The sequence below is a fragment of the Sphingobium sp. WR1 genome, assembly GCF_059693745.1.
On the sequence record NZ_JCATID010000016.1, the window covers coordinates 109,350 to 131,980 of the forward strand.

23 protein-coding genes, 3 tRNA genes and 1 pseudogene are annotated in these 22,631 nt (G+C 65.4%); 18 read left to right on the forward strand and 9 right to left on the reverse strand.

Annotated elements, in window-relative coordinates:
* Positions 1–19: 19 nt before the first annotated feature.
* The 6 genes from AC58EF_RS18035 (at position 20) to AC58EF_RS18060 (ending at position 5,557) form a co-directional block, all read left to right on the forward strand.
* Positions 20–664: a phosphoribosylanthranilate isomerase gene (locus tag AC58EF_RS18035; protein ID WP_497277725.1), complete on the forward strand. Its 645-nt coding sequence runs from the start codon at positions 20–22 to the stop codon at positions 662–664.
* A gap of 96 nt (positions 665–760) precedes the next feature.
* A complete protein-coding gene (gene trpB / locus AC58EF_RS18040) occupies positions 761–2,002 on the forward strand; it encodes a tryptophan synthase subunit beta (protein ID WP_497277726.1) in 1,242 nt (413 codons plus the stop codon).
* An 8-nt stretch (positions 2,003–2,010) separates the two neighbouring features.
* A complete protein-coding gene (gene trpA / locus AC58EF_RS18045) occupies positions 2,011–2,832 on the forward strand; it encodes a tryptophan synthase subunit alpha (protein ID WP_497277727.1) in 822 nt (273 codons plus the stop codon).
* A complete protein-coding gene (accD, locus tag AC58EF_RS18050; protein WP_497277728.1) occupies positions 2,829–3,677 on the forward strand; it encodes an acetyl-CoA carboxylase, carboxyltransferase subunit beta in 849 nt (282 codons plus the stop codon). Before trpA ends, accD begins: the two co-directional genes overlap by 4 nt.
* 37 nt (positions 3,678–3,714) lie before the next feature.
* Positions 3,715–5,049 carry a bifunctional folylpolyglutamate synthase/dihydrofolate synthase gene (locus AC58EF_RS18055; RefSeq protein ID WP_497277729.1) on the forward strand — a complete coding sequence of 445 codons (1,335 nt, stop codon included), beginning with the start codon at positions 3,715–3,717 and terminating at the stop codon, positions 5,047–5,049.
* Positions 5,050–5,116: 67 nt separating this feature from the next.
* Complete coding sequence (locus tag AC58EF_RS18060; RefSeq protein ID WP_497277730.1) at positions 5,117–5,557, forward strand: DUF6628 family protein; 441 nt, start codon at positions 5,117–5,119, stop codon at positions 5,555–5,557.
* On the opposite strand, the gene AC58EF_RS18065 is transcribed toward AC58EF_RS18060, so the two are convergent.
* Together AC58EF_RS18065 and AC58EF_RS18070 are read right to left on the reverse strand one after the other, a co-directional pair.
* The gene (locus tag AC58EF_RS18065; RefSeq protein ID WP_497277731.1) at positions 5,542–6,867 is read right to left on the reverse strand and encodes an AmpG family muropeptide MFS transporter; all 1,326 of its coding nucleotides are present in this window, start codon (positions 6,865–6,867) and stop codon (positions 5,542–5,544) included. The two genes, AC58EF_RS18060 and AC58EF_RS18065, sit on opposite strands and share 16 nt — an antisense overlap.
* 83 nt (positions 6,868–6,950) lie before the next feature.
* A complete protein-coding gene (locus tag AC58EF_RS18070) occupies positions 6,951–7,409 on the reverse strand; it encodes a response regulator (RefSeq protein WP_497277732.1) in 459 nt (152 codons plus the stop codon).
* Between the two features lie 175 nt (positions 7,410–7,584).
* On the opposite strand from AC58EF_RS18070, the gene AC58EF_RS18075 reads away from it, so the two are divergent.
* The 3 genes from AC58EF_RS18075 to AC58EF_RS18085 are packed head-to-tail and all read left to right on the forward strand — an operon-like array spanning position 7,585 to position 10,172.
* Positions 7,585–8,862, forward strand: coding sequence for a pseudouridine synthase (locus AC58EF_RS18075; protein WP_497277733.1), 1,278 nt, complete (start codon positions 7,585–7,587; stop codon positions 8,860–8,862).
* Complete coding sequence (gene rsmD, locus AC58EF_RS18080) at positions 8,859–9,398, forward strand: 16S rRNA (guanine(966)-N(2))-methyltransferase RsmD (RefSeq protein ID WP_497277734.1); 540 nt, start codon at positions 8,859–8,861, stop codon at positions 9,396–9,398. Before AC58EF_RS18075 ends, rsmD begins: the two co-directional genes overlap by 4 nt.
* 3 nt (positions 9,399–9,401) lie before the next feature.
* Entirely contained in the window at positions 9,402–10,172 is a 771-nt protein-coding gene (locus tag AC58EF_RS18085) for a class I SAM-dependent methyltransferase (RefSeq protein ID WP_497277735.1), read from the forward strand.
* A gap of 102 nt (positions 10,173–10,274) precedes the next feature.
* On the opposite strand, the gene AC58EF_RS18090 is transcribed toward AC58EF_RS18085, so the two are convergent.
* A complete protein-coding gene (locus AC58EF_RS18090; protein WP_497277736.1) occupies positions 10,275–10,721 on the reverse strand; it encodes a globin domain-containing protein in 447 nt (148 codons plus the stop codon).
* A gap of 108 nt (positions 10,722–10,829) precedes the next feature.
* Here AC58EF_RS18090 and AC58EF_RS18095 point away from each other — a divergent pair, with 108 nt between their 5' ends.
* The gene (locus AC58EF_RS18095) at positions 10,830–11,291 is read left to right on the forward strand and encodes an Rrf2 family transcriptional regulator (protein WP_497277737.1); all 462 of its coding nucleotides are present in this window, start codon (positions 10,830–10,832) and stop codon (positions 11,289–11,291) included.
* Here AC58EF_RS18095 and AC58EF_RS18100 read toward each other — a convergent pair.
* Both AC58EF_RS18100 and AC58EF_RS18105 read right to left on the reverse strand, forming a co-directional pair.
* A complete protein-coding gene (locus AC58EF_RS18100; protein WP_497277738.1) occupies positions 11,266–11,748 on the reverse strand; it encodes a Fe-S oxidoreductase in 483 nt (160 codons plus the stop codon). The two genes, AC58EF_RS18095 and AC58EF_RS18100, sit on opposite strands and share 26 nt — an antisense overlap.
* A gap of 136 nt (positions 11,749–11,884) precedes the next feature.
* Positions 11,885–12,298 carry a GFA family protein gene (locus AC58EF_RS18105; RefSeq protein WP_497277739.1) on the reverse strand — a complete coding sequence of 138 codons (414 nt, stop codon included), beginning with the start codon at positions 12,296–12,298 and terminating at the stop codon, positions 11,885–11,887.
* Positions 12,299–12,402: 104 nt separating this feature from the next.
* On the opposite strand from AC58EF_RS18105, the gene AC58EF_RS18110 reads away from it, so the two are divergent.
* Both AC58EF_RS18110 and AC58EF_RS18115 read left to right on the forward strand, forming a co-directional pair.
* A complete protein-coding gene (locus tag AC58EF_RS18110) occupies positions 12,403–14,679 on the forward strand; it encodes an ATP-dependent helicase (protein WP_497277740.1) in 2,277 nt (758 codons plus the stop codon).
* Complete coding sequence (locus tag AC58EF_RS18115) at positions 14,679–14,978, forward strand: putative quinol monooxygenase (RefSeq protein ID WP_497277741.1); 300 nt, start codon at positions 14,679–14,681, stop codon at positions 14,976–14,978. The genes AC58EF_RS18110 and AC58EF_RS18115 overlap by 1 nt, the downstream gene beginning before the upstream one ends.
* A gap of 84 nt (positions 14,979–15,062) precedes the next feature.
* On the opposite strand, the gene AC58EF_RS18120 is transcribed toward AC58EF_RS18115, so the two are convergent.
* From AC58EF_RS18120 to AC58EF_RS18130, 3 genes are all read right to left on the reverse strand, one after another.
* Positions 15,063–15,138 (reverse strand) — tRNA-Ala (locus AC58EF_RS18120).
* A gap of 165 nt (positions 15,139–15,303) precedes the next feature.
* Positions 15,304–15,379 (reverse strand) — tRNA-Ala (locus tag AC58EF_RS18125).
* A gap of 210 nt (positions 15,380–15,589) precedes the next feature.
* Positions 15,590–15,928, reverse strand: coding sequence for a TIGR02300 family protein (locus AC58EF_RS18130; protein WP_497277742.1), 339 nt, complete (start codon positions 15,926–15,928; stop codon positions 15,590–15,592).
* Positions 15,929–16,074: 146 nt separating this feature from the next.
* Here AC58EF_RS18130 and aroA point away from each other — a divergent pair, with 146 nt between their 5' ends.
* The 6 genes from aroA to AC58EF_RS18160 all read left to right on the forward strand — a co-directional run bounded on the left by aroA (position 16,075) and on the right by AC58EF_RS18160 (position 22,478).
* Entirely contained in the window at positions 16,075–17,415 is a 1,341-nt protein-coding gene (aroA, locus tag AC58EF_RS18135; protein ID WP_497277743.1) for a 3-phosphoshikimate 1-carboxyvinyltransferase, read from the forward strand.
* Positions 17,412–18,041: a (d)CMP kinase gene (cmk, locus tag AC58EF_RS18140; protein WP_497277744.1), complete on the forward strand. Its 630-nt coding sequence runs from the start codon at positions 17,412–17,414 to the stop codon at positions 18,039–18,041. The genes aroA and cmk overlap by 4 nt, the downstream gene beginning before the upstream one ends.
* Before the next feature lie 174 nt (positions 18,042–18,215).
* On the forward strand, positions 18,216–19,928 hold the full coding sequence (rpsA, locus tag AC58EF_RS18145; RefSeq protein WP_497277745.1) for a 30S ribosomal protein S1: 1,713 nt from the start codon (positions 18,216–18,218) through the stop codon (positions 19,926–19,928).
* Positions 19,929–20,093: 165 nt separating this feature from the next.
* Entirely contained in the window at positions 20,094–20,396 is a 303-nt protein-coding gene (locus tag AC58EF_RS18150; RefSeq protein ID WP_497277746.1) for an integration host factor subunit beta, read from the forward strand.
* A gap of 47 nt (positions 20,397–20,443) precedes the next feature.
* A tRNA-Leu gene (locus AC58EF_RS18155) sits at positions 20,444–20,529 on the forward strand.
* Between the two features lie 164 nt (positions 20,530–20,693).
* The gene (locus AC58EF_RS18160; RefSeq protein ID WP_497277747.1) at positions 20,694–22,478 is read left to right on the forward strand and encodes a cation:proton antiporter domain-containing protein; all 1,785 of its coding nucleotides are present in this window, start codon (positions 20,694–20,696) and stop codon (positions 22,476–22,478) included.
* 13 nt (positions 22,479–22,491) lie between these two features.
* On the opposite strand, the pseudogene AC58EF_RS18165 reads toward AC58EF_RS18160, so the two are convergent.
* A pseudogene (locus tag AC58EF_RS18165) lies at positions 22,492–22,620 on the reverse strand (IS5-like element IS711 family transposase); the annotation flags it as partial.
* Positions 22,621–22,631 lie beyond the last annotated feature (11 nt).

The following is a 22,631-nucleotide window of genomic DNA, read 5'->3' on the forward strand; positions in this document are numbered from 1 at the left end:
CCCGCTAAAGCCCGCTTCCATGTCCCGACTCGCCATCAAGATTTGCGGCCTTTCAACGGCCGATACCGTTGGAGCGGCCGTGCGCGCAGGGGTGAGTCATATCGGTTTCGTCCATTTTCCCAAAAGCCCGCGCCATGTGGAGCCGGAGCAGATCGGGGCGCTCGCCGCCGCCGTCCCCGTCCATATCGTTAGGGTCGCCGTCTTGGTCGATCCCGATGACGACCAACTCGCCCGCCTGGCGGGCATCGGCGCGCTCAGCGCGTTTCAGCTGCATGGCAAGGAAAGCCCGGATCGCGCCGCAGCCATCCGCCGGCGCTTCGGCCTGCCCGTCTGGAAGGCGATCTCGATCAAGACGCGGGCCGATATCGACGCGGCCAGCGCCTATGTCGACGCGGTCGATCGCCTGCTGTTCGACGCCAAGACGCCCGACGGCGCGGCACTGCCGGGCGGCATGGGGCTACGCTTCGACTGGACGCTGCTGCGCGGCCTTTCCATCCCCTTGCCCTGGGGCCTGTCGGGCGGTCTGTCGACCGATAATGTCTGCGAGGCGATCCGTATCACCGGCGCCCCCCTGGTCGATATTTCCTCCGGCGTGGAAAGCGCGTTGGGCATCAAGAGTGTGGACAAGATCATGGCCTTCTGCAAAGCGGTATCCGCATGTTGACGCAGACACTTCACGTCATGCGCATCGGACAACGATGGCGCTGATCGCTCCTTTTTTGAAGCGAACGCCCCTATTTGTCCCGGAAAGACCGACATCATGACCGACACCATTGCCTTGCCCAACAGCCTCCGCACCCAGCCCGACGCCAGCGGCCATTTCGGCGCGTTCGGCGGCCGCTACGTCGCCGAAACGCTGATGCCGCTGATCCTGGAGCTGGAGAAGGTCTACAACGCCGCCAAGGTCGATCCCGCATTCGACGCCGAGTTCGCCGAACTGCTGCGCACCTATGTCGGCCGGCCCAACCCGCTTTATTATGCGCAGCGGCTGACCGAAGCGCTGCGCGCCAAGGCGCCCGCAGGCAAAGGCGCCAAAATCTACCTCAAGCGCGAGGAACTGAACCACACCGGCGCGCACAAGATCAACAATTGCATCGGCCAGGCGCTGCTCGCCCGCCGCATGGGCAAGAAGAAGGTCATCGCCGAAACCGGCGCGGGCCAGCATGGCGTCGCCACCGCGACCGTCGCCGCCCTGTTCGGCATGGAATGCAAGATCTTCATGGGCGCGAAGGATGTGGAGCGGCAGAAGCCCAACGTCTTCCGCATGAAGCTGCTGGGCGCGGAAGTGATCCCGGTCGTGTCGGGATCGCAGACGCTCAAGGACGCGATGAACGACGCTCTGCGCCATTGGGTGTCGAACGTCCATGACACTTTCTACATCATCGGCACCGCCGCCGGTCCGCACCCCTATCCGGAACTGGTGCGGGATTTCCAGTCGATCATCGGCAAGGAAACCCGCGCCCAGATAGTGGAGGCCGAAGGCCGCCTGCCCGACCTGCTGATCGCCCCGGTGGGCGGCGGCTCCAACGCCATCGGCATGTTCCACCCCTTCCTCGATGACCCGGAAGTCGCGATGATCGGCGTCGAGGCGGCGGGGGAAGGACTGGACAAGAAGCACGCGGCCTCCCTCGCGGGCGGCGCGTCGGGCATATTGCACGGCAACCGCACCTATCTGCTCCAGGACGAGGACGGCCAGATCACCGAGGCGCACAGCATTTCCGCCGGCCTCGACTATCCCGGCATCGGCCCGGAACATAGCTGGCTGCATGAGATCGGCCGGGTCAAATATCTGCCGATCAAGGATGATGAGGCGCTGGAAAGCTTTCAGACCCTTTCGCGCCTGGAAGGCATCATCCCCGCGCTCGAATCCGCCCATGCGGTGGCGGCGGCCGAGCAGGTCGCGCCGACGCTGGACGCGGACAAGATCATCGTCGTCAATCTGTCGGGCCGGGGGGACAAGGATATCTTCACCGTCGCCGACGCGCTGGGAGTGGAGATGTGAGCGCCGTCATGACCGGAGACCGCCTCTCCACCCGCTTCATCGCCTGCAAGGCGCAGGGCCGCGCCGCCCTCATCACCTTTGTAACCGCTGGGGATCCGGACGTCGCCGCAACCCCCGCCATTCTCGACGCGCTGGTCGCGGGCGGCGCGGACATCATCGAACTGGGAATGCCCTTCACCGATCCGATGGCCGACGGCCCCGCCATCGAACTGGCGAACCTGCGCAGCCTGGGTTCGGGCACGAAGACGAAGGACATTTTCGCGCTTGCCGCCGATTTCCGCGTGCGTCATCCCGACGTGCCGCTGATCCTGATGGGTTATGCCAATCCGATGCTGGTGCGCGGGGCCGACTGGTTCGCCGACCAGTGCAAGGCGGCCGGCGTCGACGGCGTCATCTGCGTCGACATTCCGCCGGAGGAGGATGCCGAGATCGGCCCCGCCCTACGGCGGGCAGGCGTCCACCTCGTCCGCCTCGCGACCCCGACCACCGACGCGGCGCGCCTGCCCGCGGTGCTGGATGGCGCCAGCGGCTTCCTCTACCATGTCGCGGTCGCCGGCATTACCGGCAAGCAGCAGGCGGCGCAGGCTTCGATCGAAATGGCGGTCGAAAAGCTCAAGGCCGCCACCGACCTGCCGATCGCGGTCGGCTTCGGCGTCCGCTCGCCCGAACAGGCAGCCGCCATCGGCCGCATCGCCGATGGCGTGGTCGTCGGTTCCGCCATCGTCGACATCATCGGATCGCATGGAGACGCCGCCGCGCCCTTCGTGCAGGAATTCGTCGCGTCGCTGAGCGGCGCCCTCACCACTTTCTCCCGGGAGACCGCAGCATGAGCTGGATCAACCGCGTTCGCAACGCCCTGCCCTTCACCAAGAAGGAAACCACCGCCGAAACGCTGTGGCACAAATGTCCGTCCTGCATGGAGATGATCTTCATCAAGGAATGGGAGGAAAATCTCTCGGTCTGCCCGCGCTGCGACCATCATGGCCGCATCGGTCCCGACGCCCGTTTCGAGCAGATACTCGACGCCGGCTTCATCCTGCTGCCGACGCCGCATGTCGCCGAAGACCCGCTCAAGTTCCGCGACTCCAAACGCTATCCCGACCGGATCAAGGCCGCCCGCGCCTCGACCGGCGATCAGGACGCGCTCATCAACGCACGCGGCGCGATCGATGATGTGCCGCTGGTCATGGGGGTGCAGAATTTCGCCTTCATGGGCGGCTCCATGGGCATGGGCGTGGGCGCCGCCTTCATCCAGGGCGTCAATGACGCGATCGCCCATAGATGCCCTTATGTGATCTTCACCGCCGCCGGCGGCGCACGCATGCAGGAAGGCATCCTGTCCCTGATGCAGATGCCCCGCGCCACCGTCGCGATCCAGAAGCTGCACGCGGCGGGCCTGCCCTATATCGTCGTGCTGACCGATCCGACCACCGGCGGCGTCACTGCCAGCTATGCGATGCTGGGCGATGTCCAGATTGCGGAGCCGAACGCCCTGATCGGTTTCGCCGGCCAGCGCGTGATCGAAAGCACCATCCGCGAAAAACTGCCCGAAGGCTTCCAGCGCGCCGAATATCTGCTCGATCACGGTATGCTCGACATGGTCGTCCACCGCAGCGAATTGCGCGACACGCTGGCGCGCGTGATCGGCTATCTCAGCCCGCGCGTCGCCGCCTGATATCACGTTAACCGCGCCACAGGGGGAGTAGCGCGCCATGGCCGACCACGCCGTTTCGGACGATCCGCAGGTGCAGGCCCAGCTTGACCGGCTCTGGTCGCTCTCGCCCGGCGCCGACGTGCTGGGTCTGGAGCGCATCACCCGGTTGCTGGAGCGGCTGGGCGATCCGCACCGCGCCCTCCCCCCCGTCTTCCATGTCGCCGGCACCAACGGCAAGGGATCGACCTGCGCCTTCCTGCGCGCGGCTATGGAGGCCGACGGCAAGAGCGTCCATGTCTTCACATCCCCCCATCTGGTCCGCTTCAACGAGCGTATCCGGGTGTCCGGTCAGCTCATCGACGACGGCCAGCTTGCCCGCTATCTCGAACGGGTGCTTGATATCGCAGAGGGCGTGAATGCCAGCTTCTTCGAAGTGACGACGGCCGCCGCCTTTCTCGCCTTCGCCGAACATGACGCCGACGCCTGCATCATCGAAGTCGGGCTGGGGGGACGACTCGACGCCACCAATGTTCTGGTCGATCCTGCGGTGTGCGGCGTTGCCCAGCTCGGCATCGACCATCAGGCATTTCTGGGCGACACGCTGGAGAAGATCGCGGCGGAAAAAGCCGCCATCGCCAAGCCCGGCGCGCCGCTGGTGACGCAGCGCTATCCCGAAATACTTCACCCGATCATGCAGGACGCCGCCGACATTGCCGGGACCGTATGGATCGGCCAGGGCGAGGGTTGGGACGCCGCCACCTATCGCGACCGGCTCCATTATCGCGACGATCTCGGCCGACTCGACACGCCGCTGCCGCGCCTCGCCGGCGCGCATCAGGTGCAGAATGCCGCGCTCGCCTTTGCGATGCTGCGTCATCAGCACGCCGTACCGCTGTCCGAAGCCGCGCTCAAGGCGGCGCCGCTCTGGGCGCATTGGCCTGCGCGTCTCCAGCGGCTGGAGCAGGGGCCGCTGCTCGCTCCTCTACCCAAAGGCGCCACCGCCTGGCTCGACGGCGGCCATAATGCCGGCGCGGGCGAAGCGATCGGCGCCTATTTCACCCCTGATCGGCTGGAGGGGCAAAAGCTGCACCTCATCATCGGCATGTTGGCCAACAAGGAAATGGACGCCTTCCTCGCGCCGTTTGCGGGTAAGATCGCCCATATCCATGCACTGCCGGTGCCGGGCCATGACTATCATCCGCCTGAACGCTTCGCCGCCATCGCCGCCAAATGGGGCATCGGCTGCTCCGTCCATGACGGTCCTGAAGCAGCGATCCGGGCCGTGGCGGCGGATACGGCGAGCGCGGGCGACCGAACGCCAAAACTGCTGATCGGCGGCTCGCTCTATCTGGCGGGCGAGATTTTGCGACTGAACGAGCAATTGCCCGATTGAATAAGACTTGCGACTGACTCGCAATAGCGTATCTTGCGTCATCGACCAACGCAGAAGGCGCGATTCTATGGCTTATGGAGAGACCTCCCCCCTCGACCTGCCCCGTCCCATTCCGGGCGGCTATGGCAATCGCCTCTTCTTGTTCGTGATGCGCCGCATGGCGACGGCGGGCGTCAATGACGCCCATGCCGCCAATGCGATGCTGGGCGCCTTCGGCCGCAGCTATCGCCGGCCGCTGGTGCTGATGCGCGCGATGATGCTGGAACTGGCGCGCGCGTCGAGCCGCAAGATATTGGTCGCCCCCTGCTGCTGCGCCCGCATGACCGCCGACGAGGCGCTGATGATGCAGGCGACGGGCGAAGCGCTGCGCGACCCCAACGCCGCCTATGACCGGGTCAGCGAACTGCTGGGCAACGACCATGCGCTGGGCGCGCTCACCTGCCTTCAGGCGGTGGCGCAGGCACATACGGATCTCGGCCGCCCGCTCGACCTCTACGCGGCGGGCTGATTCCCCCTTTCGGTCGCCGCCGTACCGACGCTGGCGTCGATCAGTCCCGCACGCATCATCAACCAGAACAGCAATATGCCCGGTACCGCCAGCGCTGTCGTCAGCAGGTAGAAGTCGACATAGCCGATTTGCTCGATCAGTCCGCCCGCCGTCGTCCCGGTCAGGAAGCGGCCGATGATGCTCGCCGCCGCCGAAATCAGCGCATATTGGGCAGCGGTGAAGCGCAGGTCGCAGAGCGCCGAGAAATAGGCCACGACGGTGACGCCGCCAATGCCGCTCGCGAAATTCTCGAAGCCGATCGCCCCCGCCATGCCCCAATTGCTCTTCCCCAGCGCGGCGAGCGCAGCGAAGCTGAAATTGGAAATACACATCAGGATCAGGCTGAGCAGCACCGACCGCTTCATGCCCAGCCGCGCATAGAGAATGCCGCCGATGAAGATGCCGATCAGATAGGCCCAGAAACCCATGCCGACGTCGTAGATGGCGATCTCGTCATTGCTATAGCCCATATCGTCGAACAGCAGCCGGAAGGTCAGGTTCGCCAGCGTGTCCCCGATCTTGTGCAGCAGGATGAACAGCAGCACCAGGACGGCGCCGCGTCGCTTGAAGAACTCCACCAGCGGCCCGGTGATCGACGCCATCACCTCCGACATGCCCCGCCGGGCGACGGGATCGCGATGGCGTTCCGGCTCGCCCATCAGCAGGCCGGTCAGCATCGCGGGCAGCGCGAAGACCGCGCAGGCCAGATAGGCGCCATGCCAGCCGATCCGCGCCGCCAGCACCAGCGCCAGCGACCCGGCGGCGACCGACCCGATGCGCCAGCCATATTGCGACATGCCCGATCCGACACCCAATTGCTCGGGCTTCAGCAATTCAATGCGATAGGCGTCGATGACGATGTCATAGGTCGCGCCGGCCACACCGACCAGGATGGCGGCATAGGCGGTCTGGAGCAGGCTGGTGGTGGGGTCGACCAGCGCCAGATGTGCGACCGCCGCCATGACCAGCACGCCCGCGACCAGCAGCCAGGACACACGCTGCCCCAGCCGTCCGATGACGGGCAAGCGAACGCCATCGACGATCCAGGCCCACAGCCATTTGAGATTATAGACGAGGAAGGCGAGCGTGAAGGCCGTCACCGCCTTCTTGTCGATGCCGTCCTGCGCCAGCCGCGTGGTCAGCGTCGCGCCGATCATCGCAAAGGGTGCACCCGATGACACGCCCAGGAAGAAGGAGGCCAGCGGCGCCTTTTGCACATAAGGCTTTACGGCGTCGAGCCAGCTATGGCTGGCCTCAATGGCGTCGGTCATGGATGCGCGCGTCCCCCGGTGGCGTCAGTGTTGGCCGCCACCATATGGCCTGATCACGCGCTGGCAAGGGGCCTGTGCGACGATCAGCCTTCGGGCGCGAACAGACTGAGGCCGTGGGGCAATTTCGGTCGCCGCGCGCCACGCAGCACCGCGTCGACCACGCCGATCGCGGCGATCAGGTCGCGCGGAGCATAAGGTTTGGAGAGGCATCCGACGGCGAGCGACCGGGCGTCGATCGGGCAGCGTCCGGTGACGAACAGCACCGGCAACCCCTGCCCGGCGGCGTGGCGGGCAACGTCGATGCCGTTCTTTTCCCCATGCAGGGCTACGTCCGCTATCACAAGGTCGACCCCGCCTCCGTCCATGACCCGCACGGCATGGTCATGATCATCGACGGTCGCGGCAATGCGATAGCCGGCCTGCTCCAGCGCATGTTCATTGTCGAACGCGACCAGCGGTTCATCTTCGACCACCAGCACGGTGCGGATGGCCTTGCGGCGCGGCCTGCGGACGTTTCCCTCTTTCACCAATCCGAAAAACATTTGCCAAGTCCGCCCTGTTTCCGCCATGCACCCGATGAAACGCCGCGCTCCCGGACCGGGTTGCCCAAGGACTGCCCAAGTCCCCCTCACCCAAGCGCCGGAGCGGCACATTTCAGCCTGTTGCTGGCCTTTTTCCCATATGGGAATGGCCAGTGCGTTTAAAAAGGAACTGCCCGTGCAACCGCCGAAAAAATCCGGACCGCCCCGCAGGGCTGGCCCCGGCGGCCCGAAGCGCCCGACCGGCCCCGACAAACCGTCGGGCAAGCGTCCCGGCGCGCCATCGTCGCGCAGCGTAGCGACCAAGGATCGGGATGCCAAGCCGCACGGCAGCCGTCGTGACGGCGATCGCCCGGAACGCACCCGCACGGATATCCAGCGCGCCGAACGTGCAAAGGCTGATGGGCCGCGCACCGGCGCACCATCGCGTCGTGGCGACGCGCCGAAGAATGCGCGCATCGGTGGGAGCGAAGAAGGCAGGAGCGATCGCCCCCGCGCGGATCGCGCCCGCCCCGACCGGTCGCGGGCGGAGGCCCCGCGCTCGGGCGCGTCGTCGCGCCGGAACGACACGTCCAGGGACGCGCGTCCCGGCCGGAGCGAAGGCCGCACCGAACGGCCACGCGCCGACGCCAAACCCCGTCCGCCGCGCAAATCGGGACCGAAAAAGCCCGCCGGTCCCGCCAATCCGCATCCGGCGCACGCCGCTGCGGAGTCCGACGGCAAGGGCGAACCGCAGCGCATCGCCAAGCTGCTCGCCCGCGCCGGCATCGCCTCCCGTCGCGAGATCGAACGGATGATCGAGGAAGGCCGGATCGCGAAGGACGGCGTCGCGCTCGACACGCCGGCAACCCTGCTGACCTCGCTTCACGGTGTGACCGTCGACGGCGTCGCCGTCGCCGCGCCGCCGCCCGCGCGCCTTTTCCTTTTCCACAAGCCGACAGGCTGCCTCACGACCGAGCGCGACCCGGCCGGACGTCCGACCATCTATGACCGGCTGCCCGCCGACCTGCCGCGGCTGATGCCGATCGGGCGGCTCGACATGAACACCGAAGGGCTGCTGCTGCTCACCACCGATGGCGGTTTCAAGCGGCAGATGGAATTGCCCGCGACCGGCGTGCCGCGCACCTACCGCGCCCGCGCCTTCGGCGAGGTCAGCCAGCAGCAGCTCGAAGACCTGTTCGACGGGCTGGAGATCGACGGCATCCGCTACGGCCAGATCGAGGCCAATCTGGAGCGCCGCACCGGCCGCAACCAGTGGATCGAAATGTCGCTGACCGAGGGCAAGAATCGTGAGGTCCGCCGCATCCTCGAACATCTCGGCCTTCAGGTGAACCGCCTGATCCGTACCGCCTATGGCCCCTTCACCCTGGGCGAGATGCCGGTCGGCGCAGTCGAGGAGGTGCGCCAGCATGACCTGATCCAGTTCCGCAACAGCCTGAAAGCCGCTCAGAAATGAGGATCATCGCCGGACAATGGCGCGGCCGCCCGCTCGGCGCGCCCAAGGGCGACGCGACCCGCCCCACCGCCGATCGCACGCGCGAAACGCTCTTTTCCATGCTGACCAGCCGCATCGGCTCGTTCGAAGGGCTGGCCGTGGGCGACTTCTTCGCCGGATCGGGCGCGCTGGGGTTTGAAGCGTTGTCGCGCGGCGCGGCGTCCTGCCTGTTCGTGGAGCAGGACAAGGCGGCGCTGGACGTCATCCGCGCCAATGGCGACAAGCTCGGCATCCGCCCGGATATCCGGTCCGGCAGCGTGATGTCGCTCGGCCCGGCGGGCAAACCGCTCGACCTCATCTTCATGGACCCGCCTTATGATACGGGCGCGGGACAGGTGGCGCTCGACAAGCTCGCACGGCTCGGCTGGACCGGCAGCGCGACCTGGGTCAGCATCGAAACCGACCGGCGCGAGGATGTGACGGTGAAGGGCTTTGCCATCGACGCCGTGCGCGACGTGGGCAAGGCGCGGCTGACGCTGCTTCGGGCGGAGGATTGAGCGATGGCGGGCGCCACCAACTGGTTCGACCGGGGTGGCGCCAACTATGCGCTGTATCGCCCCGACTATCCCGATGATCTGGCGGCCGCGCTGGCGGCACTTGCTCCGGACCGGCGGCTGGCGGTCGATGTCGGCTGCGGGAACGGCCAGTTCACCCGCCGCCTCGCCGGTCATTTCGATGCGGTGGTGGGCGTCGATCCCAGCACGGATCAACTCGCCCATGCCGATCCCGATCCGCGCGTCGCCTATCGCTGCGCCCCCGCCGAATCCCTGCCCGTGGAGGATGGAACCACCAGCCTGGTCACGGCGGCCCAGGCGGCGCACTGGTTCGACCTGCCCGCCTTTTATGCGCAGGCGCAGCGGATCGCCGTCCCCGGCGCGGCCCTCGCACTGATCAGCTATGGCGTGCCCCGGCTCGACCCCGGACCGATCCACGATCGGCTGGCCCGCTTCCATGACGCGGATGTCGGCCCCTTTTGGCCGCCCGAGCGGCAACTGGTCGACCATGGCTATGCCGGCCTGGATTTCCCGTTCGCGCCGATCGCCGTGCCGGCCCTTTCCATTCGCCGCGATTGGAGCGTGCATCAATTGCTGGGCTATGTCGGCACCTGGTCCGCCGTGCGGCGCGCGCGGGAAGCGGGGCAGGCGCACAAGCTGACCGATTTCGCCGCCGACCTCACCGACCTGTGGGGCGCCCCGGACCGGAAACGGCCCATAAGCTGGCCGATCCGCGTGCGGGCCGGACGCCTCCAGAGCCTGTCCCGATTAGATTGAATCGGAGCAGGCTCTATTTTCTTTTGTTTTCCGTGATTTAGCTACGCTAGCCTTCGGCTCCCAGTCGCCAGATGTTCCATCTGACTTGAAATCGCTCTGATTTCATGCCGCTTCGGCGTAAGCCTCTGCTTCCCTGGCGATGAGGATGTCGGCCAGGAACTTATAGGCCTCCGCCCAGGCCGCCAGCACTTCGTCGGTCGCGACCGCCTCGCCCAGCACGTCCCGAATCGCGGGCAGCAGCGCGGCGGCGACCTTGGGATAATGTTCGGGCTTCACGCCGGTATCGACATGGCGCGCGACCATGCGCGCAACCGCGCCGCCCAGCACCTCCAGCCTGTCGATATTCTCGGCATAGCCCAGGATCGCCGCCGCCAGACGCCGGGGCTGCTCGCCACTCTCCTGCGCCGCCTGGTCGAACATCGCCTTCACCTCCTCATCCTGGAACAGGCGCGCATACATGGCGGTGGTGATCTCCACCCCATGTTTGCGCAGCGCGGGACCGGTGGACTTCACGATGGCGATCGTTTCGGCAGACAGCGAACTGGACATCTCTGGACCTTTCTTTCGAGTCAATAAGATGTATTTAGTTTGCATCTTTTAATATGTAAACAGGATACCTGTTTCAAGCCGCGCGTCGCCCCTATATCGAGAACAGCCATGCAGTTGACCCGCCACACCGACTATGCGCTGCGCGTGCTGCTCCACCTCGCCGTGGTGCCCTCCGGTCGTGCGACGATCCCGGAAATCGCCGAAGCCTATGGCCTGTCGCGCAACCACCTGATGAAGGTGGTCCATCATCTCGCGCAGGGCGGATTCCTCGACACCCAGCGTGGCCGCGGCGGCGGCTTCACCCTGGCGCGCACGCCGGGCGAGATTTCGGTGGGCGCGGTCGTCCGACACAGCGAGCCGGACATGAAAATGGCGGATTGCGCGCATTGCGCCATCCGCCCGGCCTGCGGCCTGTCCGGCATATTGGCGGAAGCCACCAATGCCTTTCTGGCCGTTCTCGACAAATATAGCCTGGCCGATGCGGCCCGCGACCGAAGCGGGCTGGCAAGGCTGATCGCCGCCCTGCCCGCCCCGGCGCCTGCCCTCAGCGAGGCTTGCGTCCTTTCCTAGCTTCGCCCCGATTGATGCAGCTGTCCTGCACGGTGCGCGAACAGACTGGATACTCCTTCGCCTCCGTGGGGGCGGGGGTCATGTTGCCGCCCACCGTCACCGGATTGGAGGAAGACCCGACCGGCGCCGCCGGGTCCTTGGGCGCATCGGCCGGGGCCGGGGTCATGCCGGGATCGGCCGGCACGGCGCCCGTGGGCTGACCGGCATTGGGATCGGTGCCAGCAGGCGGCGTGGGGGGCATGGCGGGGTCGGCCGCAGGCGGCGGCATCGCCCGGTCTCCCGCCGGAGGCGGCATCCCGGGATCCGCTGACGGAGGCGGCGTGGCGGGATCGGCGGGCGGCGTCATGGCGTCACCGGGCGGCTGGCTACTTGGCGCGGGCGTTTCCTGCGCGATCGCCATGCCGGATAGGGTGGTGAAGCTCAGCAGGGCGGCGCCCGCCAGCATGATCTTTCTCATCGGGAACATCCTTTCCTATGTTCTTCGCCCCGTTTGCCCGCTCGGGCAGGGAAAGAACCGGAAGGACCGACCCACCGTTCCTCGATACGGCGGCAGGACGTGGCCGATCAGGGCCGGATTGATCGGCGGTTAACCATCATGGCCCATCGGGATAGCGATCGAACTTGGGCAGTTCATGCGCGCCTGCCATCCAGGGCGCCGCCTCCGCCATCTGCACATGCACCTGGGGCGGCAATGCGGAAGGATCGTCCAAAGTCGCGGTCTGGATATCGATCGATCCGGGGAAGACCACCGGATTGGTGTAGAACAGCCCGGTGCCGCATGTGCCGCAGAAATGGCGCGTGACATTTTCCGACGACTGATATTGCACCGGACTGCCGCTGATCGTCACCCTGTCCTGCGGGAACAGCGCCCAGCCGACCATCGGCGCGCCCGCGCTGGCCCGGCAATCGGCGCAATGGCAAAGCGCGCTATAGATCGGCTCGCCCTCCGCTTCATATCGGATCGCGCCGCATTGGCATTTGCCAGTCACCGCAGCTACGCTCACCATGGCTCATCCTCCCTTGCATGATTCGCCTTTTGTTCTCATAGAAAGGCCTTCGCCGCAAGGGCGCGCCCTTGCCCATCCCGTGCCCTGACCCTAGTTGATCGAAGATGACGCTGCCAGCCCCCTCCCCCGATGACCCACCCTATCTGAAGGGGCTGAACGAACCCCAGCGGCAGGCCGTGCTGACGACCGAGGGACCGGTGCTGGTGCTGGCCGGCGCGGGGACGGGCAAGACCGCAGCGCTGACCGCGCGCCTTGGCCATCTGATCGCGACACGCCGGGCCTGGCCTTCGGAAATCCTGGCCGTCACCTTCACCAACAAGGCGGCGCGGGAAATGCGTGCGCGCGTCGGCGCGATGATCGGCGATGCGGTGGAGGGAATGCCCTGGCTCGGCACCTTCCACGCCATCGCCGCCAGGATGCTGCGCCGCCATGCCGAACTGGTCGGGCTGCAATCCAATTTCACCATCCTCGACACCGACGACCAGCTACGGCTGATGAAGCAGTTGATCCAGGCCGAAGGAATTGACGAGAAACGCTGGCCCGCACGGCAGCTTGGCGGCCTGATCGACCAGTGGAAGAACAAGGGCTGGGCGCCGGACGATGTCGGCGCGGGTGAGAGCGAAGGCTATGCCCATGGCAAGGGGCAGAAACTCTATGCTGCCTATCAGGCGCGCCTGAGGGACGTAAATGCCTGCGATTTCGGTGACTTATTGCTGCATGTTCTGACAATATTGAAGAAGCATCGCGATGTGCTGGAGCAGTATCAGCAGAAATTCCGCTACATCATGGTGGACGAATATCAGGACACAAACAGCAGCCAATATCTTTGGCTGCGGCTCCTCGCTCAAACGCGCAAGAATATCTGCTGCGTGGGCGACGACGACCAGTCCATCTATTCATGGCGCGGCGCAGAAGTCGCCAATATCCTGCGGTTCGAAAAGGATTTTCCGGGTGCGACCATCATCCGGCTGGAACAGAATTACCGCTCAACGCCCCATATATTGGGCGCGGCGTCGGGCGTCATCGCGGAAAATGGCAATCGCCTGGGCAAGACGCTCTGGACCGACATCGACGTGGGCGAGAAGGTGCAGGTCGTGGGCGTATGGGACGGGCCGGAGGAAGCCCGCCGCGTCGGCGACGAGATAGAGGCGATCGAGCGCAAGGGCGGATCGGTGGACGAAGTCGCGATCCTCGTCCGCGCCCAGCACCAGACCCGCGAGTTCGAGGACCGCTTCATCCAGATCGGCCTGCCCTATCGTATCGTCGGCGGCTTCCGCTTCTATGAGCGCGCCGAAATCCGCGACGCGCTCGCCTATCTCCGCCTCGTCAACCAGCCGGCCGACGACCTCGCCTTCGAACGCATCGTCAATGTCCCCAAGCGCGGCCTGGGCGACAAGGCGGTGGAGAAGCTGCATCGTCTGGCGCGGGCGCAGGGCACCCCCCTCACCCTCGCGGCCGCCCGCATTCTCGATACCGATGAACTGACGCCGCAGGCGCGCCGCTCGTTGGGCGCCTTCATCGGCGATCTTGCCCGCTGGCGCGATCGCGCCGCGCAACTGCCCCATGCCGAACTGGCGCGGCAGATATTGGACGAGAGCGGCTATACCGCGATGCTCCAGGCCGAGCGCACGACCGAAAGCGCCGGGCGACTCGAAAATCTTTCCGAACTCGCCCGCGCGATGGAGGAATATGAGACGCTGGGCGCCTTCCTGGAGCATGTGTCCCTCGTCATGGACAATGAGGCGCAGGCGGACGAGCGCAAGGTCACGATCATGACCATTCACGCCGCCAAGGGACTGGAATTCGACCATGTCTTTTTGGCGGGATGGGAGGAAGGCCTTTTCCCCTCGCAGCGCGCGCTGGACGAGGGCGGCCTCAACAGCCTGGAGGAGGAGCGCCGACTGGCCTATGTCGCGATCACGCGGGCACGAAAAAGATGCACCATCCTCCATGCCGCCAACCGCCGCATCTACGGCCAGTGGACCAGTAGCATCCCTTCGCGATTCGTCGGCGAACTGCCGCCCGAGCATGTCGAGGAGGAAAGCAGCATGAGCGGCGGCGCGTCGCTCTGGCGTGCCAACTGGTCGGAACGCGACGATCCCTTCGCCAATGTCGCGCGCGGCACCGGTCGCGGGCCGGGCTGGCAGCGCGCGCAATCCAGCGGCCAGTTCAGCCGCGAGCCTGTGCGGATCGTGGAGGCGCGCGCGTCGGCCGTGTCACTCGGCAACAAGGGCCGCAGCGACATGAGCGTTGGCTTGCGCGTCTTCCACCAGAAATTCGGCTATGGCACCGTCGCGGAGATCGAAGGCAACAAGCTGGAGATCGATTTCGAGACGGCGGGACGAAAGCGGGTGATGGACAGCTTTGTGAGCGTGGCTTGATGTTGCTGATCGTCGGAACCATTCGGCTGCCTGCCGAGAAGCTGGAGCAGGCTCGCCCCGTCATGAAGCGCATGGCGGACGCAAGCCGCGCGGAGGAAGGCTGCCTCGAATATGTCTATGCCGAGGATGTATTCGAGCCGGGACTTATCCACGTCAAGGAGTTGTGGACCGGACAAGAAGCGCTGGAGTGCCATTTCGCTGCACCCCATATTACCGAATGGCGGGCTGCCTGGCTGAAGCTAGGCATCGGTGATCGCGATTTGCGGGTCTATGACGTAGGAGAGCCTCGGCCGGTCTGAGGCGCTGGGACCAGCCTATATCCCTCGCTTGCGCTCGGACGTTTTGCCGGCGAATGTCCCTCGGACTTTTTCTTTGCGAAGAATTGGTGGAGCCTAGCGGGATCGAACCGCTGACCTCCTGCATGCCATGCAGGCGCTCTCCCAGCTGAGCTAAGGCCCCATCTGTGCGGCCATGCCGCATCCCAATGGATCAAGACCATGTCCGGTGGAAACCGTCGGCCGATATTGCTGGTGTCCGTCACTTGCAGAAGCATTGTAAGGCAAGGTCATTTCCGACCTTCCGACACCCTTCGCTTGCACTCGGGATCCCGGATCAAGTCCGGGATGGTGGAGCCTAGCGGGATCGAACCGCTGACCTCCTGCATGCCATGCAGGCGCTCTCCCAGCTGAGCTAAGGCCCCGTCACCAATTTTCCGAAGCGCCGTTTGGGTCCGGCGCCTCGGAGGTCGCTGCCATTAGGTCGCAGCAACCTCCTTGGCAAGCACAATTTTCAATTAATTGTCGTCGTCGCTATCGTNGTCACCAATTTTCCGAAGCGCCGTTTGGGTCCGGCGCCTCGGAGGTCGCTGCCATTAGGTCGCAGCAACCTCCTTGGCAAGCACAATTTTCAATTAATTGTCGTCGTCGCTATCGTCGCCAGCGGCATCGACACCCAGGTCATCGTCACCGCCCAGATCGACGTCATTATCCGGCGAATCACCATCGTCATCGACGTCCAGATCGATATCCAGATCGTCGTCGGCCGTCTCCAGTTCGCCGTCAGCGGTTTCGATCACCTTCTTGGGCGCAACTTCTTCATAAGGCAGCGGTTGCTTCGACTTCAGCACCGGTTCCGGTTCCCAGGCGGTGTTGCAGTTGATGCATGTCACCGGATCATCCTTGCCCAGGTCGTAGAAGCGAGTCGCGCATTTCGGGCAGGTCCGCTTCGTGCCCCATTCAGCCTTCACCATGTCCGGCCTGTTCCTTCTTCGATGCTCAAACAGAAATCACGCGGCGCGACGGATGTCGCCCGCGAAACGTCGGGCGCCTTGCCATAGCGAAACCGCGCTGTCAAAAGCCGCACGCATTTTTTCGGTTCCAAGACATCGGATACCCCGTGACCCAGCATAGCGATATTCCCGCCCCCAAAACCTTCACCGCCGCGCCGGCCCTGTCCGGCAGCGTGACCGTGCCGGGCGACAAGAGCATTTCCCACCGGTCGCTGATGCTGTCCGCCCTGACCGTAGGCGAAAGCCGCGTCGAAGGCCTGTTGGAGGGCGAGGATGTGCTCGCCACAGCCGCCGCCATGCGCGCGATGGGCGCGGACATCAGCCGCGACGAGGACGGCATCTGGCATATCCATGGCGTCGGCGTCGGCGGACTGCTCCAGCCGCAGACCGCGCTCGACATGGGCAATAGCGGCACCTCTACCCGGCTGCTGATGGGCCTGCTCGCCAGCCACGACCTGACCGCGACCTTCACCGGCGACGCCTCCCTGAGCAAGCGTCCCATGGCGCGCGTGACCGAACCCCTGGCCCGCATGGGCGCCAGCTTTACCGCCAGCCCTGGAGAGCGCCTGCCGCTCACCATGAAGGGCGCCTGTCCCGCCGTGCCGCTCGACTATCGCCTCCCGGTCGCGTCGGCGCAGGTGAAGTCGGCGATCCTGCTCGCGGGCCTCAACACGCCCGGCGTCACCCGCATCGTCGAGCCGATCCCGACCCGCGACCATAGCGAACGAATGCTCAAGGGCTTCGGCGCGGACCTGAATGTCGAGGTTGAGGCGGACGGCACCCGCATCATCACCCTCGTCGGCGAGGCGGAACTGAAGCCTCAGCAGATCGTCGTGCCGGGCGACCCGTCGTCCGCCGCCTTTCCGGTGGTCGCCGCGCTGCTGGTCCCGGGATCGAAGGTGACGATCGCCAATGTCGGCCTCAATGCTACACGCGCGGGCCTGATCGACCTGCTGCGCGAAATGGGCGGGTCGATCGAAGTGAGCAATGCCCGCGAAGTCGGCGGCGAACCGGTCGGCGACCTTGTCGTCACCGCCTCCGCGCTCAAGGGGGTGGAACCCGATCCGGCACGCGCGCCCAGCATGATCGACGAATATCCCGTCGCCTTCATCGCCGCCGCGCTCGCGGAAGGGCGCAGCGTCTTCCGCGGCCTGGAGGAATTGCGCGTCAAGGAATCAGACCGCATCGCCACCATGGCCGAAGGGCTGCGCGCCATCGGCGTACATGTCGAAGAACTGGAAGACGGCATCATCATCGAGGGCAGCGGCGGCGCGCCCCTCGCCGGCGGCGGCCCGATCGCGACCAAACTTGATCATCGCATCGCCATGAGCTTCGCTGTCGCCGGGCTGGTGTCGAAGGACGGCGTCACCATCGACGACATGCGCCCAGTGGCGACCAGCTTCCCGACCTTCCTGCCGTTGCTCCAGTCGCTCGGAGCCGTCGCATGATCATCGCGGTCGACGGCCCCGCTGCATCGGGCAAAGGCACCATCGCCAAGGCGCTGGGCCGGCATTACGGCCTGCCCGTGCTGGACACCGGCCTGCTCTACCGCGCGGTCGGCCTGTCGGTCCTCAAGCAGGGCGGCGACCCGGATCATGAAGCCGACGCGCTGGCCGCCTGCGATTTCGACGATTCGATCCTGGCCGACACCGCGCTCCGCAGCGAAGCGGTCGGCAGCCTCGCCTCGCGCGTGTCCGTGCATCAGAGCGTGCGCGACGCGCTGGTTCAGCGCCAGCGCGATTTCGCCACCCAGCCCGGCGGCGCCATCCTCGACGGGCGCGATATCGGCACCGTAATCGCACCCGACGCCGACGCCAAGATCTTCGTGACCGCCAGCGTCCATGTCCGCGCCGAACGCCGTTACAAGGACGCTTTGTCGCATGGCGGCCATCCCGACATGGACAGCCTGATCGCCGACATCCAGGCCCGCGATACGCGCGACATGAGCCGCGACCATGCACCACTCAAGCTAGCGCAGGGCGCGGACTTGCTAGATACGTCGAATTTGACTATAGACGCCGCCGTCCAGCGGGCCATCGCGCTTGTGGACGCCCAGCTTGAAGGTCGCCCCTGAGGAGCGACCCGATAAGGCGCGCGGTTGTTCCGGGCGCCCTTTTCGCTTTTCACGGCCGAGCGTTCCAACGCCTAAACCCCTGGATATGTTCAGGGTATTCGGCCCTGTACATGCTTTGGCCAAAGACCATCGGACACAACCGATTGGCCAGCAATGACGAGTGAAGGACACTATATGGCCTCTGTGGCATTTCCCTCGCGCGACGATTTCGCCGCGCTTCTCAATGATTCCCTCGGTGGCGAGGACGGCGGCTTCGAAGGCCGCGTCGTCAAGGGCACCGTTACCGCCATCGAAAACGACCTGGCCGTCATCGACGTAGGTCTGAAGTCGGAAGGCCGCGTGCCGCTGCGCGAATTCGCGATGCCCGGCCAGAAGGCTGACCTGAAGGTCGGCGACGAAGTTGAAGTCTATGTCGACCGCGTCGAAAACGCCCATGGCGAAGCCATGCTGTCGCGCGACCGCGCCCGCCGCGAAGCCGCCTGGGACAAGCTGGAAAGCGAGTTCACCGAGAGCGCCCGCGTCGAAGGCGTCATCTTCGGCCGCGTCAAGGGTGGCTTCACCGTCGACCTCGACGGCGCCGTGGCCTTCCTGCCCGGTTCGCAGGTCGACATCCGCCCCGTCCGTGACGTCACCCCGCTGATGGACATTCCGCAGCCCTTCCAGATCCTCAAGATGGATCGCCGCCGCGGCAACATCGTCGTGTCGCGCCGCGCCATCCTGGAAGAAACCCGCGCCGAACAGCGCAGCGGCCTCATCCAGACGCTGGCCGAAGGCCAGATCATCGAAGGCGTCGTCAAGAACATCACCGACTATGGTGCGTTCGTCGACCTGGGCGGCATCGACGGCCTGCTGCACGTCACCGACCTCAGCTACAAGCGCATCAACCACCCGAACGAGATGATCAACATCGGCGATACCGTCCGTGTCCAGATCATCCGCATCAACCGCGACACCCAGCGCATCAGCCTGGGCATGAAGCAGCTGGAAAGCGATCCGTGGGAAGGCGCTTCGGCCAAGTATCCCGTCGGCGCCAAGCTGTCGGGCCGCGTCACGAACATCACCGAATATGGTGCGTTCGTCGAACTGGAAGCCGGCATCGAAGGCCTGGTCCACGTTTCGGAAATGTCCTGGACCAAGAAGAACGTCCACCCCGGCAAGATCGTTTCGACCAGCCAGGAAGTCGAAGTTCTGGTTCTGGAAGTCGATCCCGAAAAGCGCCGCATCTCGCTCGGCCTCAAGCAGGCCCAGAACAACCCCTGGGACAGCTTCGCCGAACGTCACCCGATCGGCTCGACCGTCGAGGGCGAAGTCAAGAATGCGACCGAATTCGGCCTGTTCATCGGCCTGGACGGCGACGTGGACGGCATGGTCCATATGTCGGACATCGCCTGGGGCATTTCGGGCGAGGACGCGCTGGCTCTGCACCGCAAGGGCGAGACGGTTCAGGCCGTCGTTCTCGACATCGACGTCGAGAAGGAGCGCATCAGCCTCGGCATGAAGCAGCTTGAGCGTGGCGGCCCGGCCGCTGGCGGCACTTCGGCTGCTGCTGCCGGCCTGAACAAGAACGCGATCGTCACCGTGACGGTTCTGGAAGTCCGCGACGGCGGCCTGGAAGTCCAGGCTGGCGACGATGGCGCCACCGGCTTCATCAAGCGCAGCGACCTGGGTCGCGACCGCGACGAACAGCGTTCGGAACGCTTCCAGATCGGCCAGAAGTTCGATGCGATGGTGACTGGTTTCGACCGCGCCAAGAAGCCGACCTTCTCGATCAAGGCGATGCAGATCGCCGAAGAGAAGCAGGCGGTTGCGCAGTACGGCTCGTCGGACAGCGGCGCGTCGCTGGGCGACATTCTGGGCGAAGCGCTCAAGGCCAAGAACGAAGGCTGATCTCCTTAGGGATTACCTCTGAAAAGCCCGCCGGAACGTTGGTTCCGGCGGGCTTTTTCTATTCTTGACGTTCCGAAACGATCTCGCGCACCCCGATTGCCAACTTCTTGCAAAAGCTGTATGAAATATAGAGGGGAACAGCTGCAGAGGGGCGCTGGCGAACCAATGATCCGTTCAGAATTGATTCAAAAGCTCACCGACGAAAATCCGGAACTGACCGTCCCGGAGGTGGAAAGGATCGTCGATCTTTTCTTCAAGGAAATCGTCGATCGACTGGCAACGGGTGGTCGCGTGGAATTGCGCGGCTTCGGCGCCTTCACGACCCGCGCGCGCGACGCACGCACGGGCCGCAACCCGCGCACCGGCGAACAGGTGCCGGTGTCCGCCAAGCGCGTGCCCTATTTCAAGCCGGGCAAGGAAATGCGCGAACGGCTGAACGCCACAGGCGAATCCGCAACCGACGCTTGACCTCGTCCTTCCCAACCTTCAGGGGAAGCAGGCCCTGAAGGTTTCGGGCGGACGTGGCGAAATCGGTAGACGCAGCGGACTTAAAATCCGCCTTCCCCTGGAATTGCGGGTTCAAGTCCCGCCGTCCGCACCAGGCTGAATTTTGGCGCTTTTCCTTCAGGCTAACGCGCCCCTGTGCGTCGCGGCCCGCGACACGCCATTCCGGCTGCCTTCCAACATGGCAGGCCGGATCGGAAATTCGCGCCTTTTTCTTGCGCAGGGCTGGAAATTCAGCGTCCTAGCCGCGATGATGCCGTCATGGCCGGCGCGATCAATCCCAATAGTTTCAGCGACTCCCTCGTCATCCTGGGGGCGGCGGGTCTTGTCATTCCCGGTTTCGCCCGTTTCCGCATCAGCCCGGTGATCGGGTTCATTCTGGTGGGCCTGGCGGTTGGGCCGGCCGGCCTGGGCGCGCTGGTCGGCCAATATCCGTGGCTCTACCATGTCACCATTTCCAACCGGGAAGCGATCGAGCCATTTGCCGAACTGGGCGTCATCCTGCTGCTTTTCTCGATCGGGCTGGAATTGAGCTTCCGCCGCCTGTGGTCAATGCGGACGCAGGTGTTCGGCGTGGGCGCGACCGAACTGATCGGCAGCGGCCTGCTGATCGCCGCGGGTCTCTATCTGTTGGGCCAACCGACCGCCGGCGCGATCGGGCTGGGCCTGGCGCTCGCGCTATCCTCCACCGCCGTGGTGCTGCCGATGGTCGGCACCCGAAGCGCCGTGGGCCGCGCGGCCTTCTCGATGCTGTTGTTCGAGGATCTGGCGCTCGTCCCCATCATCTTCATGCTGGGCGCGCTCGCGCCGTCCGTCGCCGCCGGACCTGAAGGCGCCTGGGGCGAAATGGCCAATACCCTGCTCAAGGGCGGGATCACGATCGCGATCATGCTGGTGCTGGGCCGCCTGTTCCTGCCGCATGTCTTCAGCCAGGCGGCGCGGACCAAAAGCCCGGAGGTCTTCCTCGCCGCCAGCCTGCTGGTGGTGATCGTCTCCAGCATGGCGACCTCCATCGCCGGCCTGTCACCGATCGTCGGCGCTCTGCTCGCCGGGCTGCTCATCGCCGAAACCGACTATCATGGCGAGGTCGAGGTGATGACCGCGCCCTTCAAGGGGCTGGCGCTCGGCGTCTTCCTGATCACCGTGGGCATGAGCCTCGACATCCGCGTCATCCTGGCCAATTGGGAAAGCCTGTTGCTGGCCGTCGTCGGCGTCGTCCTCGCCAAGACGCTCGTCACCGGCGCGCTTCTCTATATTTCCGGCGCGCGCAAGGGGGTGGCGCTGGAGGTCGGCGTGCTGATGTCCAGCCCGTCGGAAACGACCCTGATCGTGTTGTCGACCGCCGCGGCGGCCAACTTGATCCTGCCGTCGACCGCCGCCTTCTGGCAGATCGTGACCGCCATCGGCCTCACCATCACGCCGCTGCTTGCGCGGGTCGGCCATGATATCGCCCGCCGGCTCGAAATGGCGCTGGGCGAGGAGCGGATCGAAACCGAGCAGGAACAGACGGAGGCGGCCGCCGTCGTCATCGGTTTCGGCCGCGTCGGACGGATGGTGTGCGATCTGCTGCGCACCCATAATCAGCGCTTCATCGTCGTCGAATCCGATCCCGATGTCGTCGCGGAGGCGCGGCGGAGCGGCTATCCGATTCTGTTCGGCGACGTCGCCCGCGTGGAAATGCTCGACAAGCTGCGCCTCGGCCATGCTCGCGCGCTGATCCTGACGATGGACGATCCGGTGCTGTCGGTGCGCGTGACCCAGCGGGTGCGCGGATGGGTGCCCGACCTGCCGATCATCGCCCGCGCCCGCGACACGGATCATGCCGCGCAGCTCTACAAGGCCGGCGCGAGCGATGCGGTGCCCGAAACGCTGGAAAGCTCGCTGCAACTGGCGGAGACGGCGCTCGTGGACCTGGGCGTTGCGATGGGGCCGGTCATCGCCTCCATCCACCAGATGCGCGAAGATCTGCGGGTCGGCATCAAGGATGCGGCGCAGCTCCAGACCGCCCCCAAGCTGCGGCGCCTGCGCGCCGACGAGATCGGTTAGAGCGCGCTACCCGGGCAAGATGGACGAAGCCCATGAAGGCGGTGAGCGTATTTTCGCATCGGAGAGCGATCCTACGGAAGCGTTTGAGTTTGTTGAAGAAGCATATGACCCTGTGGCGCTCCTTGTAGAGCCTACAGTCGATTGGCGAAGCTG

What these genes read in the sequence shown, in the direction of transcription:
- AC58EF_RS18035 (WP_497277725.1), top strand. Translation starts at nt 20, where the DNA reads ATGTCCCGACTCGCCATCAAGATTTGCGGCCTTTCAACGGCCGATACC.
- trpB (WP_497277726.1), top strand. Translation starts at nt 761, where the DNA reads ATGACCGACACCATTGCCTTGCCCAACAGCCTCCGCACCCAGCCCGAC.
- trpA (WP_497277727.1), top strand. Translation starts at nt 2,011, where the DNA reads ATGACCGGAGACCGCCTCTCCACCCGCTTCATCGCCTGCAAGGCGCAG.
- accD (WP_497277728.1), top strand. Translation starts at nt 2,829, where the DNA reads ATGAGCTGGATCAACCGCGTTCGCAACGCCCTGCCCTTCACCAAGAAG.
- AC58EF_RS18055 (WP_497277729.1), top strand. Translation starts at nt 3,715, where the DNA reads ATGGCCGACCACGCCGTTTCGGACGATCCGCAGGTGCAGGCCCAGCTT.
- AC58EF_RS18060 (WP_497277730.1), top strand. Translation starts at nt 5,117, where the DNA reads ATGGCTTATGGAGAGACCTCCCCCCTCGACCTGCCCCGTCCCATTCCG.
- AC58EF_RS18065 (WP_497277731.1), bottom strand. Translation starts at nt 6,867, where the DNA reads ATGACCGACGCCATTGAGGCCAGCCATAGCTGGCTCGACGCCGTAAAG.
- AC58EF_RS18070 (WP_497277732.1), bottom strand. Translation starts at nt 7,409, where the DNA reads ATGTTTTTCGGATTGGTGAAAGAGGGAAACGTCCGCAGGCCGCGCCGC.
- rsmD (WP_497277734.1), top strand. Translation starts at nt 8,859, where the DNA reads ATGAGGATCATCGCCGGACAATGGCGCGGCCGCCCGCTCGGCGCGCCC.
- AC58EF_RS18085 (WP_497277735.1), top strand. Translation starts at nt 9,402, where the DNA reads ATGGCGGGCGCCACCAACTGGTTCGACCGGGGTGGCGCCAACTATGCG.
- AC58EF_RS18090 (WP_497277736.1), bottom strand. Translation starts at nt 10,721, where the DNA reads ATGTCCAGTTCGCTGTCTGCCGAAACGATCGCCATCGTGAAGTCCACC.
- AC58EF_RS18095 (WP_497277737.1), top strand. Translation starts at nt 10,830, where the DNA reads ATGCAGTTGACCCGCCACACCGACTATGCGCTGCGCGTGCTGCTCCAC.
- AC58EF_RS18100 (WP_497277738.1), bottom strand. Translation starts at nt 11,748, where the DNA reads ATGAGAAAGATCATGCTGGCGGGCGCCGCCCTGCTGAGCTTCACCACC.
- AC58EF_RS18105 (WP_497277739.1), bottom strand. Translation starts at nt 12,298, where the DNA reads ATGGTGAGCGTAGCTGCGGTGACTGGCAAATGCCAATGCGGCGCGATC.
- AC58EF_RS18110 (WP_497277740.1), top strand. Translation starts at nt 12,403, where the DNA reads ATGACGCTGCCAGCCCCCTCCCCCGATGACCCACCCTATCTGAAGGGG.
- AC58EF_RS18115 (WP_497277741.1), top strand. Translation starts at nt 14,679, where the DNA reads ATGTTGCTGATCGTCGGAACCATTCGGCTGCCTGCCGAGAAGCTGGAG.
- AC58EF_RS18130 (WP_497277742.1), bottom strand. Translation starts at nt 15,928, where the DNA reads ATGGTGAAGGCTGAATGGGGCACGAAGCGGACCTGCCCGAAATGCGCG.
- cmk (WP_497277744.1), top strand. Translation starts at nt 17,412, where the DNA reads ATGATCATCGCGGTCGACGGCCCCGCTGCATCGGGCAAAGGCACCATC.
- rpsA (WP_497277745.1), top strand. Translation starts at nt 18,216, where the DNA reads ATGGCCTCTGTGGCATTTCCCTCGCGCGACGATTTCGCCGCGCTTCTC.
- AC58EF_RS18150 (WP_497277746.1), top strand. Translation starts at nt 20,094, where the DNA reads ATGATCCGTTCAGAATTGATTCAAAAGCTCACCGACGAAAATCCGGAA.
- AC58EF_RS18160 (WP_497277747.1), top strand. Translation starts at nt 20,694, where the DNA reads ATGGCCGGCGCGATCAATCCCAATAGTTTCAGCGACTCCCTCGTCATC.